Annotated in this window: 15 protein-coding genes; all 15 read left to right on the top strand. The window is 51.6% G+C overall.

The window, feature by feature from the left end; genetic code table 11:
• The first annotated feature begins 87 nt into the window (after window positions 1-87).
• A complete protein-coding gene (gene rho / locus RBT11_13215; GenBank protein ID MDX9787736.1) occupies window positions 88-1335 on the top strand; it encodes a transcription termination factor Rho in 1248 nt (415 codons plus the stop codon).
• Window positions 1336-1361: 26 nt separating this feature from the next.
• Window positions 1362-1574 (top strand): 50S ribosomal protein L31, encoded by a 213-nt coding sequence (gene rpmE, locus RBT11_13220; protein MDX9787737.1) that lies wholly within the window; start codon window positions 1362-1364, stop codon window positions 1572-1574.
• A gap of 158 nt (window positions 1575-1732) precedes the next feature.
• A complete protein-coding gene (prfA, locus tag RBT11_13225; GenBank protein MDX9787738.1) occupies window positions 1733-2845 on the top strand; it encodes a peptide chain release factor 1 in 1113 nt (370 codons plus the stop codon).
• On the top strand, window positions 2787-3698 hold the full coding sequence (gene prmC / locus RBT11_13230) for a peptide chain release factor N(5)-glutamine methyltransferase (protein ID MDX9787739.1): 912 nt from the start codon (window positions 2787-2789) through the stop codon (window positions 3696-3698). The genes prfA and prmC overlap by 59 nt, the downstream gene beginning before the upstream one ends.
• Before the next feature lie 207 nt (window positions 3699-3905).
• Entirely contained in the window at window positions 3906-4802 is an 897-nt protein-coding gene (gene rpsB / locus RBT11_13235) for a 30S ribosomal protein S2 (protein ID MDX9787740.1), read from the top strand.
• Window positions 4802-5401, top strand: a complete 600-nt coding sequence (tsf, locus tag RBT11_13240) for a translation elongation factor Ts (protein MDX9787741.1) — start codon at window positions 4802-4804, stop codon at window positions 5399-5401. Before rpsB ends, tsf begins: the two co-directional genes overlap by 1 nt.
• A gap of 4 nt (window positions 5402-5405) precedes the next feature.
• A complete protein-coding gene (gene pyrH / locus RBT11_13245; GenBank protein MDX9787742.1) occupies window positions 5406-6122 on the top strand; it encodes a UMP kinase in 717 nt (238 codons plus the stop codon).
• A gap of 78 nt (window positions 6123-6200) precedes the next feature.
• A complete protein-coding gene (gene frr / locus RBT11_13250; protein MDX9787743.1) occupies window positions 6201-6758 on the top strand; it encodes a ribosome recycling factor in 558 nt (185 codons plus the stop codon).
• Window positions 6748-7500, top strand: a complete 753-nt coding sequence (locus RBT11_13255) for an isoprenyl transferase (GenBank protein ID MDX9787744.1) — start codon at window positions 6748-6750, stop codon at window positions 7498-7500. Before frr ends, RBT11_13255 begins: the two co-directional genes overlap by 11 nt.
• Before the next feature lie 92 nt (window positions 7501-7592).
• Window positions 7593-8408: a phosphatidate cytidylyltransferase gene (locus RBT11_13260; protein ID MDX9787745.1), complete on the top strand. Its 816-nt coding sequence runs from the start codon at window positions 7593-7595 to the stop codon at window positions 8406-8408.
• A gap of 14 nt (window positions 8409-8422) precedes the next feature.
• The gene (locus RBT11_13265; GenBank protein ID MDX9787746.1) at window positions 8423-9568 is read left to right on the top strand and encodes a 1-deoxy-D-xylulose-5-phosphate reductoisomerase; all 1146 of its coding nucleotides are present in this window, start codon (window positions 8423-8425) and stop codon (window positions 9566-9568) included.
• A 73-nt stretch (window positions 9569-9641) separates the two neighbouring features.
• Window positions 9642-10709, top strand: coding sequence for an RIP metalloprotease RseP (gene rseP / locus RBT11_13270; GenBank protein MDX9787747.1), 1068 nt, complete (start codon window positions 9642-9644; stop codon window positions 10707-10709).
• A gap of 40 nt (window positions 10710-10749) precedes the next feature.
• Window positions 10750-13758 carry an AIR synthase-related protein gene (locus tag RBT11_13275; protein ID MDX9787748.1) on the top strand — a complete coding sequence of 1003 codons (3009 nt, stop codon included), beginning with the start codon at window positions 10750-10752 and terminating at the stop codon, window positions 13756-13758.
• On the top strand, window positions 13755-14567 hold the full coding sequence (locus RBT11_13280; protein ID MDX9787749.1) for a phosphoribosylformylglycinamidine synthase subunit PurQ: 813 nt from the start codon (window positions 13755-13757) through the stop codon (window positions 14565-14567). Before RBT11_13275 ends, RBT11_13280 begins: the two co-directional genes overlap by 4 nt.
• 289 nt (window positions 14568-14856) lie before the next feature.
• Window positions 14857-16539: an FAD-dependent oxidoreductase gene (locus tag RBT11_13285; GenBank protein MDX9787750.1), complete on the top strand. Its 1683-nt coding sequence runs from the start codon at window positions 14857-14859 to the stop codon at window positions 16537-16539.
• The last annotated feature ends 41 nt before the right edge of the window (window positions 16540-16580 follow it).

The following is a 16580-nucleotide window of genomic DNA, read 5'->3' on the forward strand; positions in this document are numbered from 1 at the left end:
ATCAGTGCCCTGTAAAAAAACCGCATGAAACTATCAAATCAACTTTAATTCATACCAAAAAATAACAGGAAGCGGGGAAAGGGAGTAATGAACATAGTCGAGCTTAAAGACAAAAAAATAAGCGAATTGACCCAAATGGCCAAAAAGTTCAAAATTGAAGGCGCCGCCGGGATGAGAAAGCAGGAACTGATTTTTGCGCTGCTTCAGGCCCAGATCGAAAAAAACGGGCTGATTTTTGGCGAAGGAACACTTGAAATTTTGCCGGATGGCTTTGGGTTTCTCCGTGCGCCGGACTATAATTATCTGCCCGGCCCGGACGATATTTATGTCTCCCCCTCACAAATACGCCGGTTCAACCTAAGAACCGGGGACACCGTTTCCGGTCAGATCAGGCAACCCAAGGAGTCCGAACGCTATTTTGCCCTGCTGAAGGTTGAAGCGGTCAATTATGAAGATCCGGAAGTGGCCCGTGAAAAAATTTTGTTCGACAACCTGACGCCCCTGTATCCGTCCCGCAAGATGACACTGGAGACCAAGTCCGACAACTATTCCACCCGGATTATGGATCTGGTGACGCCCATCGGTTTCGGTCAGCGTGGTCTGATCGTATCTCCGCCGCGGACGGGTAAAACCATGCTGCTTCAGGCCATTGCCAATAGTGTTGTCGCCAACCACAAGGACGTCGTCTTATTTGTGCTGTTGATAGATGAACGGCCCGAGGAGGTAACGGACATGGAGCGCTCCGTGCGCGGCGAAGTGATTAGTTCAACCTTCGACGAGCCGGCCGAACGGCACGTACAGGTGGCTGAAATGGTGATTGAAAAGGCAAAGCGACTCGTAGAGCACAAAAAGGACGTGGTCATTTTGCTGGACAGCATCACGCGGCTTGCCCGGGCTTATAACTCGGTTATGCCGCCCAGCGGCAAAATTTTATCCGGTGGTGTGGATTCCAATGCGCTTCAGCGGCCCAAACGGTTTTTCGGCGCGGCCCGAAACATTGAAGAGGGTGGCAGCCTTACCATTATCGCAACCGCCCTGATTGATACGGGAAGCCGCATGGACGAGGTGATATTCGAGGAGTTCAAAGGCACCGGCAACATGGAAATTCAGTTGGATCGCCGACTGGCGGATAAACGCATATTCCCGGCGATTGACATTAAAAAGTCCGGCACGCGAAAAGAGGAACTCCTGTTGAATGCGGAGGTTCTGAATCGTGTCTGGATTCTCAGAAAACTGCTTTCATCCCTGAACCCGATGGACAGCCTCGAATTTTTACTTGAAAAAATGAATGGAACCGGGGATAATAGCGAATTTCTGAATTCAATGAATACATAAATCACATTTAGGGGGGTTACACAGCGATGAAAAAGGACATTCATCCCAAATACGAAAAAACAACGATTCGGTGTGCCTGCGGCGCTAAAATAGAGGCCGGGTCCACCAAAAAAGACATAGAAACTGAAATTTGTTCTCAGTGCCATCCCTTTTTTACCGGAAAGCAGAAACTGATTGATTCGGCTGGCCGGATTGAGCGGTTCAGGAAAAAATACGAGAAATTTCAGAACAATAATTAAGTCCGACGATTTTCCCGAAGGTAAAAGAGGTCCCTGTCGACCTCCTTTACCTTTTTTTTCCGGCAACAAAGATCCACATTTGATTCTGGATAAATTACCCGGAACGGCCCACTCTGCAGACGCCGTTCCATGTCGAGAATCCGGCAAGAGCAATTCGTATGTTTGATAAACTGACAGGCGCTGCGGAACGTTTCGAGGAACTTGAAAAGTTGCTTGCCGATCCGAAGGTATTCCAGGAACGTGCGGCTTACCAGGCCTATACTCGCGAACACGCGGAGTTGAGCAAGGTGGTGGTCGTATACCGTAAGTTCAAGCAAACACTGGCTGATCTTGAACAAAGCCGGGAGCTTCTGAAAGATTCGGATTTGGAAATCAAGGAATTGGCCCGCGATGAGGTGGTTCGTCTCAGCACCTTAAAAGAAGAGCTGGAGATTGAGTTAAAACAATTGCTCGTGCCGAAAGATCCACTGGACGATAAGAATGTGTTGCTCGAAATCAGGGCCGGTACCGGCGGAGAGGAAGCAGGACTTTTTGCGGGGAATCTATTCAATATGTATTCCCGGTACGCTGAAAAACGGCGGTGGAAAATTGAGATTATAACCCACCATACTTCCGGCATCGGCGCTTTAAAGGAAGTGATTGCCCTGATTCAGGGGCAGGGGGCCTACAGCCGGTTAAAATATGAAAGCGGTACCCATCGGGTGCAGCGGGTTCCGGCCACTGAGGCGCAGGGACGGATTCATACGTCGGCCGTGACTGTAGCCGTGTTGCCGGAGGCAGAAGAGGTCGAAATTCAAATTGATCCCGGTGAAGTCAAAGTGGATGTGTACCGGTCCACCGGGCCGGGCGGACAATCGGTGAATACGACGGATTCCGCTGTGCGACTGACGCATCTTCCCACCGGGCTCGTGGTCACGTGCCAGGATGAGAAGAGTCAGCATAAAAACAAGGCCAAGGCCATGAAAGTGTTGCGAGCACGGCTGTTGGACAAAAAAACGCGGGAACAAAACGAGAAACGTTCCGAAGAGCGGAAAAGTCAGATCGGCAGCGGTGATCGGAGTGAACGGATTCGAACCTATAACTTTCCTCAGGGCCGGATGACCGATCATCGTATCGGGCTGACGCTGTATCGTCTGGAGAGCATTCTTCAGGGGGAAATTGATGAGATCATTGACGCGTTGACCACCCATTATCAAGCCCAGGCCCTTAAGCATGAAGAATTTATCAGTGCCCAATCCGGAGAAAAGCGGCCCGACATGGACTATTCTTGACCTGTTAAATTGGACATCGTCCTATTTCACCGCTCACAAGATAGAGCAGCCGAGGGCAACCGCGGAAGTGCTGCTGGCCCATACCCTGGGCTTTCAAAGAATCGATCTGTATTTGCGATATGACCAGCCACTTCACCGGGATGAGCTGAGCCGTTTCAAATCCTTTGTCAAACGGCGCGTCAGTGCCGAGCCGGTGGCGTATATTACCGGTGAAAAAGAGTTCTGGTCCCTGACCCTGTCGGTGAATTCGAATGTTTTGATTCCCAGACCCGAATCCGAAAACCTCGTGGAAGCGGCGCTGAAGCGGCTGCCGGAAAAAACGCGGAAAGGCGCTTGTCGGATTCTGGATTTGGGTACCGGCTCGGGCGCGATTGCCATCGCTCTGGCATTCGAGCGCCCCCAAACCCTGTGTTTTGCCGTGGATCGATCCCCGGCGGCGGTTCAACTGGCGCGGAAAAATGCCGATCGTCACGGATTGGCGTCGCGGGTTCACTTTTTTGCCGGTGACTGGTTCTCATCCATCCGATCCGGCGCTGTATTTGACATCATCGTATCCAATCCGCCGTATATCAAAACACAGGAGATTGAAGGACTGCAACCTGAAATTGTCCGGTACGAACCCCATGGCGCACTTGATGGCGGCCCTCTTGGCCTGGACGCCCTGTCCTGCATCATTCGCCGGGCGCCTCCCTTTTTGGCCCCCAACGGCGCCCTCATTCTTGAAATTGGATATGATCAAAAAGCCCCGCTTATCGAGATGGTTTCGCATTCAAAGGGATATGAAGCCCCTCTTTTTTTCAAAGACTATGCCGGCCATGACCGGATTCTGCTACTAACTCGATTAGTCGATTAAGCCTATCGTGCCGTGTCAACGATGGTGATCGTGCCCTAAAACCGCCAAATAAAACTATTGCGCAAGATGGATTAGTTTGTTACAAAACCCTGATTTTAAAAACCACACACGCCTTTGGATCTGTTTCCCGGTGCTTTTAAGAAAAAGTCGGAAATGGGGATGAAAAAGGCGGTGGCATAAACCAACCATGAAAGGAAAAAGAAAACCATGGCGTATGTTACAATGAAAGAACTCTTGGAAGCCGGTGTACATTTCGGGCATCAGACCAAACGATGGAATCCAAAAATGAAGCCGTATATTTTTGGAGAGCGAAACGGTATTTATATTATCGATTTGCAGAAAACGGTTCGTATGTTCAGAACTGCGTATGATTTTATGATAGACACCGTGGCCAAGGGCAAATCGGTGCTTTTTGTCGGCACCAAGAAGCAGGCGCGTGAAGCCGTCTATGAGGAAGCCAACCGCTGCGAAATGTATTATGTGCATAATCGGTGGCTGGGCGGTATGCTGACGAATTTTCAAACCATAAAACAGAGTATCGAGCGGCTCAATTATTTGAACCGAATCGAAACCGACGGCTCTATTAATCTCTATACTAAAAAAGAGCGATTGAAACTTGCCAAGGAACGGACCAAACTCGACAGCACGTTGGGCGGCATTCAGAGCATGAACAGCATGCCGGGCGCGATGTTTGTGGTCGATCCCAAAAACGAGACCATTGCCATTCGGGAGGCCAGACGGCTGCATATTCCGATTGTCGGTATCGTGGATACGAACTGTGATCCGGAAGAGGTGGACTACGTGATTCCTGGCAATGATGACGCCATTCGATCGATTCGACTGATTACATCTAAAATGGCGGAAGCTTGCAACGAAGGTGCCAGGCGATTATCTGAAAAAAAGCAGGCGCAGTCCGATAAAAAATATGAGGAGAAAGATGAATTGGGTGCAGTTGCCGCCGAGTTGAAGCCCGGCGAAAGAAAAGTGATTTCCGACGGCACCAAGGGGCCGGTGGTCGAGATTATCAAACGGGCTTCGGGTGCTGAATCCCAGGCTGCACTGGAAGAGGCAGCCGAATCAAGTGAGACGATAGGGAGGGAATAATGGCAGCAATAACCGCGGAAATGGTAAAACAACTACGGGAAAGAACCGGCGCCGGAATGATGGATTGTAAAAAAGCGCTGAGCGAATGTGATGGGGATATGTCCAATGCGGTTGATTTCTTGCGAAAAAAAGGAATTTCCACCGCACAGAAACGCGCTGGCCGGGCGATGAGTGAAGGCACGATTCAATCCTATATTCATATGGGGGGTAAAATCGGTGTCATGGTTGAAGTGAATTGCGAGAGCGATTTTGTGGCTAAAAATGATGATTTTATTGAATTTTCAAAAAATATTGCCATGCATATCGCTGCCACGAATCCGGTCTCAATCTCCCCTGACCAGGTACCCGAGGAAATGATTCGACGAGAAATGGATATTTATCGAGCGCAAGTGGCAGAAATGGGTAAGCCTGCCAACATGATAGATAAAATCGCCGAGGGGAAACTGAATAAATTTTATAAGGAAAACTGCCTGTTGCAGCAGGCCTATGTTCGGAATCCCGACATAACGATTGCAGACCTGTTAAACGAGATGATCGGCAAAATAGGCGAAAACATCACCATTAAACGGTTTTGCCGTTACCAGTTGGGAGAGTCCTGATTATATGCCGATGCCCCGTTTTAAGAGAATACTGCTCAAACTCAGTGGCGAAGCGCTCATGGGCGACCAGGGCTTTGGTATCAGCCCGGACATGATTAAATTTGTTGCGGATGAAATTAAATCCGTTCACGATTTGGGCGTACAAGTGGCTGTCGTTGTCGGCGGTGGCAACATTTTCAGGGGCATCGCCGCCAGCTCTTTTGGTATGGATCGGTCGTCGGCGGATCATATGGGCATGCTGGCGACCGTTATCAACAGTTTGGCGCTTCAGGATGCGCTTGAGAAAAATGGCCTGTTGACTAGGGTTCAAAGTGCCATTTCGATGCATGAAGTGGCGGAACCCTATATTCTCAGGCGTGCCATTCGCCATCTTGAAAAGGGACGAGTGGTGATTTTTGCCGCGGGCACCGGAAACCCCTATTTTACGACGGACACCGCCGCTGTGTTGCGGGCCCAGGAGATCCACGCCGAGATATTGCTAAAGGCGACCAAAGTGGACGGCATTTATGACTCTGATCCGGAAATTAATCCGAATGCCAAGCGTCTTGACAAGATTACCTATAGGGAGGCGTTGGAAAAGCAACTTCGCGTTATGGACTTGACCGCCATTTCCCTTGCGATGGATAATCAACTGCCGTTGTCGGTATTCCTGTTAAAGGCGCCGGGAAATATCCTGGGTGTCGTCTGCGGCGAGTCCATCGGGACCCGTATCAATCATTAAAAATACGGGGGGAATCAATTTCTACCGGCTTCGGAATCCATACAAGTGAAGAAAGAAGGCGATAAAAGGGGACCTGTCATGATTGAAGAGACCTATGAAGAAACCAATGAGCGGATGGGCAAATCCATCACAGCCCTGAAAACTGAACTCAAACGGATCAGAACCGGTCGCGCTTCGGTGTCCCTGCTGGATGGTATTCGGGTGGATTATTACGGCACCCCAACCGCTTTAAATCAGATGGCGTCTCTTTCTGTGCCGGAAAGCCGTTTGATTTTGATCCAGCCTTGGGATGTTTCCGCTATTAAAGAGATTGAAAAAGCCATATTGAAATCGGATCTGGGCGTGACACCGTCCAGCGATGGAAAACTGATTCGAATTTCCATTCCACCGTTGACGCAGGATCGGCGCAAGCAGCTCGTGCGATCGCTTCAGAAAACTTGCGAAGAGTATAAGGTGGCGGTTCGAAATGTTCGTCGGGATTCAAATGAACTGATCAAAGGGTTTAAAAAGGACGGCGATATTTCGGAGGATGAGGCGTTTAAGGCGCAGGATGAGATTCAGAAAATTACCGATGGCAATATTAAGGTGATTGACGAGATATTTAAGGAAAAAGAGAAGGAAATCCTTGAGTTCTAACTCACCCGGTAAAAAGGGGTCGGTCCTTGACCCCCAAAAGCTCCCGAAGCATGTGGCGATTATCATGGATGGCAACGGGCGCTGGGCAAAGAAGCGATTGCTCAACCGGGTCAAAGGGCATGAACGTGGCACCGAGGTCGTTCGGGATATAGTCAGAGCTTGCCGGGATCTCGGCATTCCCGTGCTGACGCTCTACGCGTTTTCCACTGAAAACTGGAATCGCCCCGTGATGGAAGTGCAGGCGTTGATGTCGCTTCTGGAACGATTCTTGAGTTCTGAAGAAAAAGAGATGGTGGAAAACGATATTCGCTTTGATACCATCGGCGAGATCCATCGCTTGCCCGATCGAATTAAAAGTAAGATTCAATCGGTTAAGGCCTCAACACACCACAATGGCGCCTTGCGGCTAAATTTGGCGCTCAGTTACGGCAGTCGGGCGGAAATTGTTAAAATGGTCAGAACCCTTGCGGGAAAAGTTGCCAGCGGCGAGATGGCGATAGAGGATATAGATGAGGCTGCCGTTTCAGCACATTTGTATACCGGAAGCTTGCCTGATCCGGATTTGCTGATTCGGACTAGTGGCGAGATGCGCATCAGCAATTTTCTCCTCTGGCAGATTGCCTATTCGGAAATATATATCACCAACACGTTATGGCCTGATTTCGGTCGGGAAGAATTTATGGAAATTCTGGATGCCTATCAGCGCCGCGAGCGCAGATTCGGCGCTGTATTCGCCGAATAGATAACGCAATGAGGTGGGAACGGGCCGGTTCGCTCGTATGCAGCGCCTCACTGTCATGGCGGGAGAGCTGAAAGGAGTCGAAACCAGCCCAGATGCATCTCAAACGGTGGTTAACCAGCTTAGTGGCCCTTCCCCTGCTGGTGTTGCTGATTTTTAAAGGGGGAGTGGCATCTTTCTCAATTTTTATGGGCATCATCATGGTGCTCGCTGTTTGGGAATATACTCGGATTATTTCCGGTGAGGCCGATGCTGCCCATCTTAACCCTCTATCCTTCGTGAATATTCTTTCCGGAATGGCGCTCATTTGGGCGGCATCCACCCGGCACCCCGCGCTTTTCCCGTTGATTCTATCGTTCAGCCTGATTTTGACCGGTTTTATAAGCCTGAGACGCTTTCAATACGATGCCGACATTTCCCGAAAAGCGGCGTTTGTGGCCCTGGGAGGGATTTATATTCCCCTGGCGATGGCCTATGCCGTTATGATTCGACAAGAACCCTCGGGTGGGCAATGGGTTTTTTTTATCGCCTGCGTGATATTTGCCGGGGACACGGGCGCCTATTATGCGGGGACGTATTTTGGAACGCATAAGCTTTGCCCTTCGGTAAGCCCCGGGAAAACCATTGAAGGGGCAATTGGCGGCCTTGCCGCCAATATCGGCATCGGTGTGGTATATAAGCTTCTTTTTTTACCGGCCGTATCCATGACAGAAAGCCTTATTTTCTGCCTGGCTATCGGAAGTGCGGGACAGATCGGGGATTTATTTGAATCTGTACTGAAAAGATCCGCTGGGGTAAAGGATTCCGGGAACATTTTGCCGGGGCATGGCGGTATTCTGGATCGGATCGATGCCATTTTATTTGCATTGCCGGTGGCGTATTTCCTTAAAGTGTTTTATCTCACCCCTTAAGATCAGGTGATTCATTGATTAAATATCTTTCTATTCTCGGCTCCACGGGTTCCATTGGCCGCAATACGCTTTATGTGGCCGCAATGTTTCCGGATCGGTTTAAGATCCAGGCCCTTGCCGCCGGGAAAAATGTGAAGCTGCTTTCCGAACAAATTCAACAATTCAAACCCGAGTTGGCGGTGGTGTATGATGAGGATACAGCCCAAAGGCTTCGCGCGTTGTTGCCGGCAAATGATTCGACATCTATTCTTGCGGGGGTAAAAGGCTATGAAGAAGCGGCGTCTTTATCCGGCGTGAATCAGGTGGTGATTGCGCTGGTCGGGGCGGCGGGCCTGCTGCCGACACTGGCGGCTATCGGTGCGGGAAAGGACATCGCCCTGGCAAACAAGGAAACCCTGGTGATGGCCGGGGAAATCGTGATGGCGCGGGCTGCTGCTGCGGGTATTCGACTGTTGCCCATCGACAGTGAGCATAGCGCCATTTTTCAATGCCTCAACGGGCATCGGCATCAAGATATCGAAAAAATTCATCTTACCGCATCAGGTGGCCCCTTTTTAAACCGGGCCGATCTGGAACATATTCGGCCCGAGGAGGCGTTAAACCATCCGACCTGGCATATGGGTCCTAAGATCAGCATTGATTCTGCGACCCTCATGAACAAGGGGTTGGAAGTCATTGAGGCCAGTTGGTTGTTTAATTTGCCTGCCCGGCGGATTGAGGTGGTGGTACACCCGCAAAGTGTGGTGCACTCCATGGTTTCATTTCAGGACGGCACGGTGCTGGCCCAGCTGGGATTACCGGATATGAAATCGGCCATTTCATACGCCCTGACCTATCCGGAACGCTTGCCCTTGAATCTGCCGTTGCCCGATTTTCCGGGTATCGGGGCGCTGACTTTTCAGCAGCCCGATATTATTAAATTTCCATGTCTGAGGCTGGCGTTTGAGGCGGTAGAGGCCGGAGGGACATGCCCCGCGGTTCTCAACGCCGCCAACGAGATCGCCGTGGAAGCTTTTTTGGGGAATAAGATTGAATTTGCGCGGATTCCGGTTATCATTGAAAAGACCATGGATCGGCATTCCGTAGTGAATCAGCCGTCCCTTTCGGAAATACTGGAGGCGGACCAATGGGCCAGGGATTATGCCGGCTCGCTGGTTTAAAAGCTGCCCTTCAGCGAATTCGTGCGCGTAAACGGAATCAGTTAACCATCATTTTACGGGAAACCAACATACCATGGGTACAAATATTTTTGCATTTGTAATTGTTTTGGGCATTCTTATTTTCTTCCACGAATTGGGGCATTTTATCGTTGCCCGGTTTTTCGGGGTGGGGGTGGAAAAGTTTTCATTGGGATTTGGCCCCCGGTTATTCGGGAAAACGGTTGGAGAAACCGATTATCGGATATCGGCCATTCCCTTGGGCGGGTATGTGAAAATGACCGGCGAAGATCCCGGCGCCGACATCGATCCGGCGGATATTCCCCGCTCCTTTACGCATAAGCATGTGTTTAAACGCATGTTGATTGTGGCCGCGGGCCCTCTTTTCAATATCCTTCTGGCCCTGCTCATCATCATGATGATTTATATGATATCGGGCGTTTATATTCTCAAACCGACCGTGGGAAGCGTCGGTAAAAACACCCCGGCGGAAAGGCAGGGGTTAAAATCCGGCGACCAGATCATAGCCATTGACCAGGTTCGCTTGGAGAATTGGGAAGAGATGGCCCGAATGATAACGGACAGTAAGGGAAAAGCGCTTGTCTTTTCGGTTTTGCGAGAAGGGCAGCTTCTGACCCTTCATATCACGGCCGAGCTGCAAACCGCCAAGAACCTGTTCGGAGAGGATGTGGACCGGTATTTGATCGGCATTGGCCCTTCGGGCGATTCTTTTCATAAAACAATCGGTTTAGTGGGAGCTGTGACGGAAAGCGTCAAGCAAACCTATCAGATCACGGAGCTTACCGTTATCAGTATTGTCAAGATGATTCAGGGGTCGCTTTCCAGGGAAACCCTGGGCGGCCCGATCATGATTGCGCAAATGGCTGGCGAGCAGGTCAAGGAGGGGGCTGCGAATTTTTTCTTTTTTATTGCCCTGCTGAGCATCAATCTGGGAATCATCAATTTTCTTCCGATTCCGGTGTTGGATGGCGGCCACCTGCTCTTTTTCTCCATCGAGGCGATCCTGGGCAGACCGGTCAATACGCGGATGCGGGAGATCGCTCAACAAATCGGCATTTTTTTGCTGCTGCTGTTGATGATATATGTTTTCTATAATGACATAACCCGGTTGATATTCAGCTAAGCGCGATCCAACCCATCTATCTTCCGCCAAGGGTGATTTTATGGCAAATCGACTAGAAATTTCGATCAAACCGGATCTTTTTGATGCGGAAGGCGAAGGCGTCCGGCAAAAGGCCCAAAACTATTTCGGCATCCGGTTATCCGGTGTCCGCACGATTCAGGTACTGACCATTGACGCTGCGCTTTCGCCGGATGAGCTGGAAAAAATCCGGTGCGATATTTTCACGAACCCGGTTACTCAGATATCTTCCTATGAGCCTCTGCCCGCGGCATTTGATTGGACGATCTGGGTCGGGTTTCGTCCCGGTGTGCGAGATAACCCCGGAAGCACGGCCATGGAGGCCATGGCGGATGTGCTGGGAAGGGCTTTGAGCCCTTCGGAGGTTGTCTACACATCCAAGCGCTACTGTGTGCAAGGAGAAAACCTGACCGCTCAGATGATGAGTAAAATTGCGAACGAGCTTCTTGCCAACGATATTATTCAGCAGTGGAAGGTATTTTCAAAAAAAGACTGGAACCGGAAGGTGGGGATCGGCTTGATTTTACCCAAGGTTCGGCTCAATCACACCCCGACCGTGACCCCCATATCAATTGCCAGTGATGCGGCATTGGCTGCGGTGAGCGATGCCCGCAATCTGGCGCTCAATCCCAACGATATTCCCACCATTCGCACCTATTTTCTAGATCCTTCCGTGCAGGCCGAACGAAAACGGGTGGGATTGACGGATCCGACGGATGTGGAGCTGGAGTATATCTCACAAGGTCGCAGCGATCATTGCAACCACAATACCTTTCAGGGGCTCTTTCGTTATCGGGATTCGGATACCGGGGAAATCCGTATAGAGAATAATTTGTTTAAAACCTATATTCAAACCCCCACGCTGGCATTAAAGGAGAAAAAGCCATGGGTGATTTCCGTGCTGTGGGACAATGCGGGGGTGGGGCGTTTTGATGACCGGCATTATTATGTCATCACAGGGGAGACACATAATTCGCCCTCCAATATGGAAGCATACGGCGGGGCCATTACTGGTATCGTCGGGGTTTACCGTGATCCGCTGGGGACCGGAAAAGGGTCCAAACTGATTATGGGCAGTTATGGCTATTGCGTGGGCCACCGGGATTACGCCGGCGATTTAAAACCGCGGCTTCATCCCCGGCGCTTGTTGGATGGCGTGATAGAAGGGGTACGGGACGGCGGCAACAAGAGCGGCATTCCCACCACTTTTGGTCAGGTGCTGTTTCATTCCGGGTATATGGGAAAATGCCTGGTCTTTGTGACCGCCCTGGGCATCATGCCTGCCACGGTCCAAGGCAAGCCCTCGGAATTAAAGCACACCTCTTCAGGGGATCTGTTGATCATGTGCGGCGGCCGCGTGGGCAAGGACGGCATTCACGGCGTCACCGCTTCCTCGGAGGTTTTTTCCGAGCACACGCCGGCAGGCCATGTACAGATCGGGGACCCTTACACGCAAAAGAAGATGCACGATTTTCTTCTGGAGGCAAGAGATGAGGGTCTCATTGAATATATCACGGATAACGGCGGCGGCGGGCTTTCCTCCTCGGTGGGAGAATCAGCCCGCATATCAGGCGGTTGCGTTGTCGAGTTGGAAAAAGTGCCCCTGAAATATGAGGGGCTTGATCAATGGGAAATTTGGGTGTCCGAGTCGCAGGAACGAATGACCGTGGCGGTTCGACCCGAAAACCTGGACCGGTTTATGGGATTGTCCCGATTGCACGCTGTGGAAAGTACGGTCATCGGCCGCTACACGGATTCGGGCAAGTTGCATATCACCTATAACGGTGAGACCTGTGCCTATGTCCATATGGATCTTTTGACCGCCGGGTTTCCCCAATGGGAATTCGAGGCTGAGTGGCGGTCTGCCGAACAGCGCGGGCTGGTGGAACCGGTTCTGCGGCCGCCGGAAGATTATAACCGGTTATTAACCGATCTGTTGTCCCGGCCCAACATCTGTGATCATCAATGGATTTCGCGTCAATACGATCATGAAGTTCAGGGCGGCAGCGTCATCAAACAGCTTGTGGGCGCCATGCGCGATGTGCCGAGCGACGCCACGGTCAGCCGACCCGTGCTGGGGGTCGAAAAAGGATTGGCCTTCGCTCAGGCGCTGTTGCCCGCCTATTCCGCAATCGATGCCTATCATATGACCGCCTGCACCATTGATGAAGCGGTCAGGCGGTTGATATCGGTCGGCGGTGACCCGGACCATATCGGCGGGGTGGATAATTTCTGCTGGCCGAACATTCAGTACGATCCCGTGGCCAATCCGGACGGCAAATTCAAGGCCGCTCAATTGGTGCGTTCGTGCCGGGCGTTGCGGGATCTTTGTCTGGGCTATGAAATTCCGCTTCTTTCCGGAAAAGACAGCATGTATGTGGATGGCTATCTGGCAGGCAGATATGGTGAGCGCCATAAGGTATCGGCCTTGGAAACATTGCAGTTTTCGGCCACATCGGTCATCGATGATTTGGCGTACTGCGTTTCCATGGACGCCAAGCTCAGCGGGGATTTGGTCTATGTGCTGGGAGAGACCCGAAACGAGCTGGGCGCCTCGGAATATTACGAGCATTTGGGCTACACCGGCACGCAGGTGCCGCAGGTTTTCCTGGAAAAAAACAAAGTATTGTACCGGGCGTTATCCCGTGCGGTTCGACATGGCTGGATCGCTTCTGCACACGGCATCTATCGGGGCGGACTGGGTGTCCACCTGGCGTTGGTCGCCATGGCCGGCAACCTGGGAATGCAAATTGACCTTACCAAGGTGCCGGCAGCCGGTGTTTTCCGTGACGATGCGCTATTGTTTTCCGAATCGGCCGGGCGTTTCATCGTGACGATTAATCCGGCATATCGGGAGCTTTTCGACAAGAGCTTTGCAGGCCTCACATGCGCCTGTATTGGCCGGGTGACGGAAGAAGGCGGCCAATTGGTTATTTGCAAGGGGAGCACCGATTCATCCGCTGCTTTGATTTCCATATCAATCGATGCGTTAAAAACCGCCTGGAAAAAGCCTTTTGGAGATTTGATATGAAAGCAGTGAAGGTACTGATACTCACGGGCTATGGCCTCAACTGTGATGCGGAAACCGCGTACTCATTTGAAAAAGCGGGCGCGTCAACGCAGCGGGTGCACATCAACCGGCTGATAGCCGGGGAAGTTGGTCTGAATGATTTTCAAATCCTTGTCTTCGGCGGCGGATTTAGCTGGGGGGATGATCATGGGGCCGGTGTGGTCCAGGCGGTGCGTATGCGAACCCATATGGGGGATCAACTGGTTTCATTTATTGAAAAGGGAAACCTCGTCATCGGTATCTGTAACGGTTTTCAAACGCTTGTGAATCTGGGCCTTCTCCCCGGACTGGATGGGGATTACACGGCCCGAAAAGTGGCGCTGATCCATAACGATTGCGGCAATTTTCGGGACGACTGGGTGACGCTGAGAATCAACTCGAAGTCCCCTTGTGTATTTACGCGGGAAATGGCGTTGTTGGATGTGCCCGTGCGGCACGGTGAAGGAAAGTTTTATGCGGAGATGGCGGTCTTGAGCCGCCTGAAGGAAAATAACCAGATCGTGGTGCAATACGCGCTGCCCGACGGCGCGCTAGCAGCGGGGCGTTTTCCCTATAATCCCAACGGCGCCGTAATGGACATCGCCGGAATCTGTGATCCCACGGGGCGCGTCTTCGGACTGATGCCGCACCCGGAAGCATTCAACCATCCCACCAATCATCCGGATTGGTTGCGATATCGCGAAAAGGCCACGCGCGGCCTGAAGCCGCCCACTGCCGGTTTTACTCCGGGCATTCAATTGCTGAAAAACGCGGTGGATTATTTTAAGTGAGTGATGCTCAGTGTGTTCAACACTCGGTCCATTTTTCTGCCCCCTCTGACCGCATGGACAGAACCGCAGTGCCAGGTTCCATGTTCGTGTAAACATGATTTTTCAATTGCTTATGAGGTGCCATATCCGGTAATCTGTTTCACAGCGTGGGCCCATGAGGCGATTCGCCGGATGGTATTCAGTGTAATATTTTCCTCGGTCATGAGGTTACCGTCTATTCTAATGGAATTTCACAGCCGGAGATTGCCCGGCGAAGTTCAGTTTTATTTTTGAAAGGAGCAGCTTGAATATGTCGGATGAAATCAGAGTCCTTGTTATCGGCGGTGTTGCGTGTGGCCCGAAAACAGCGGCCCGGTTAAAGCGCCTTATGCCGCAGGCCCGGATAACGGTGATAGAGCGGGGAGATATTATATCCTACGGTGCTTGCGCGCTTCCCTTTTATGTTGAAGGGGTGTTCTCAAACATAGACGAGTTGTATAAAACCCCGGTGGGAGTTGCGCGGAATCCCGCATTCTTTGCTGCGGTCAAAGGTGTTCAGGTTCTGATTCGCACGGAGGTTTTGAGCATCAGCCGCAGAGAAAAAACCGTGCGGATAAAGTCATTAGATACGAAAATCGAGGAGAATCTTGCTTATGATAAATTGGTGCTTGCCACGGGCGGCTCGCCCGTAAGGCCGCCGATTTCCGGAATGGACTTAAAAAACGTCTGGTTCATGACCCACCCGATGGATGCCGAGTCGCTGAGCCGGGAGATCAAAGAACAATCGATAAAAAAAGTGGTTATGGTAGGTGCCGGGTTTATCGGTATGGAAATGGCGGAAGCGATGATTCGCAGAGGGCTGGATGTGACCATGGTGGAGATGATGGATCAGGTCATGCCGGGTGTTCTGGATGCGGATATCGCCGCTTTGGCGGCAAAGCCCCTGGTTCAAAACGGTGTGAATCTCATTTTGGGCGAAAAGGTTATTGCGATCGAGGGGGACGCGAAAGCATCGGTTGTTCGAACGGACCGGCGGGAGATTGCCACGGACGCCGTGATTGTTGCCGTGGGAACGCGCCCCAACACCCAATTGGCGGCGGCGTCCGGTTTAGTGTGTGATCGAGGTGTTGTGGTGAACGAATATGGTCAGACCAGCGACCCGGACATATACGCCGGTGGGGACTGTGCCGAGAACCGATATGTCCGTCCGATAATGGGGCGAAACGTCTATGTGCCGCTGGGTTCCACAGCCAATAAAAACGGGCGTGTTATTGCCAACCATATCGCAGGAATGGCTATTCCCTTCAGCGGCATCAGTTGCACTTCCATCGTGAGGGTGTTTGATCACACGGTGGGCCGCACCGGTCTGACCGAGAAACAGGCGCGCGCGCTGGGCTTGGTCATAGAAACGACCACTTGGACCGGGCCGGATATGCCGCATTTCATGAGCGAAGCCAGACCCCTTATTATCAAGATGATCGCCGACCGAAGGGATCGGAAACTTCTGGGGATACAGGTTGCGGGCATGGGCAACGGTGCGAAGCGACTGGATGTCGCTGCAGCGGTCATCTTGCTGGGTGGCTCGGTGGATCAAGTGGCAGACATTGATTACGGGTATGCGCCGCCGTTTTCACCGCCCCTGGATCCGCTGGCGGTTTGCGCGCACCTGATGCAGAATAAACTTGACGGGATAGCGAACGGCATTTCGTCAGCAGCGGCCCAATCAAAGATCGAAAAGGGAGAGGTCGTGCTCCTGGATGTCAGAACACCGGCTGAGGTCGCCGAAATAAACCTGCCATACGATTCCGTCCATATTCCCCTGGGTATGTTAAGGACTCGCGCGGGCGAGCTTCCGCAAGATCGGGAAATTTTGGCGTTCTGTAAAGTCAGTATGCGCGGATATGAAGCCCAACGGATTCTCAATGCCGCAGGATTTGATAAGGTCTCCTTTATTGAAGGCGGTATTGTCGGATGGCCGTATGCGTTGAAATGAACCCGATCCGCTATGAGCGATGGGCTTTTAGAGCGTCGCTC

The sequence above is a fragment of the Desulfobacterales bacterium genome, from assembly GCA_034003325.1.
Lineage (GTDB): Bacteria > Desulfobacterota > Desulfobacteria > Desulfobacterales > JAFDDL01 > JAVEYW01.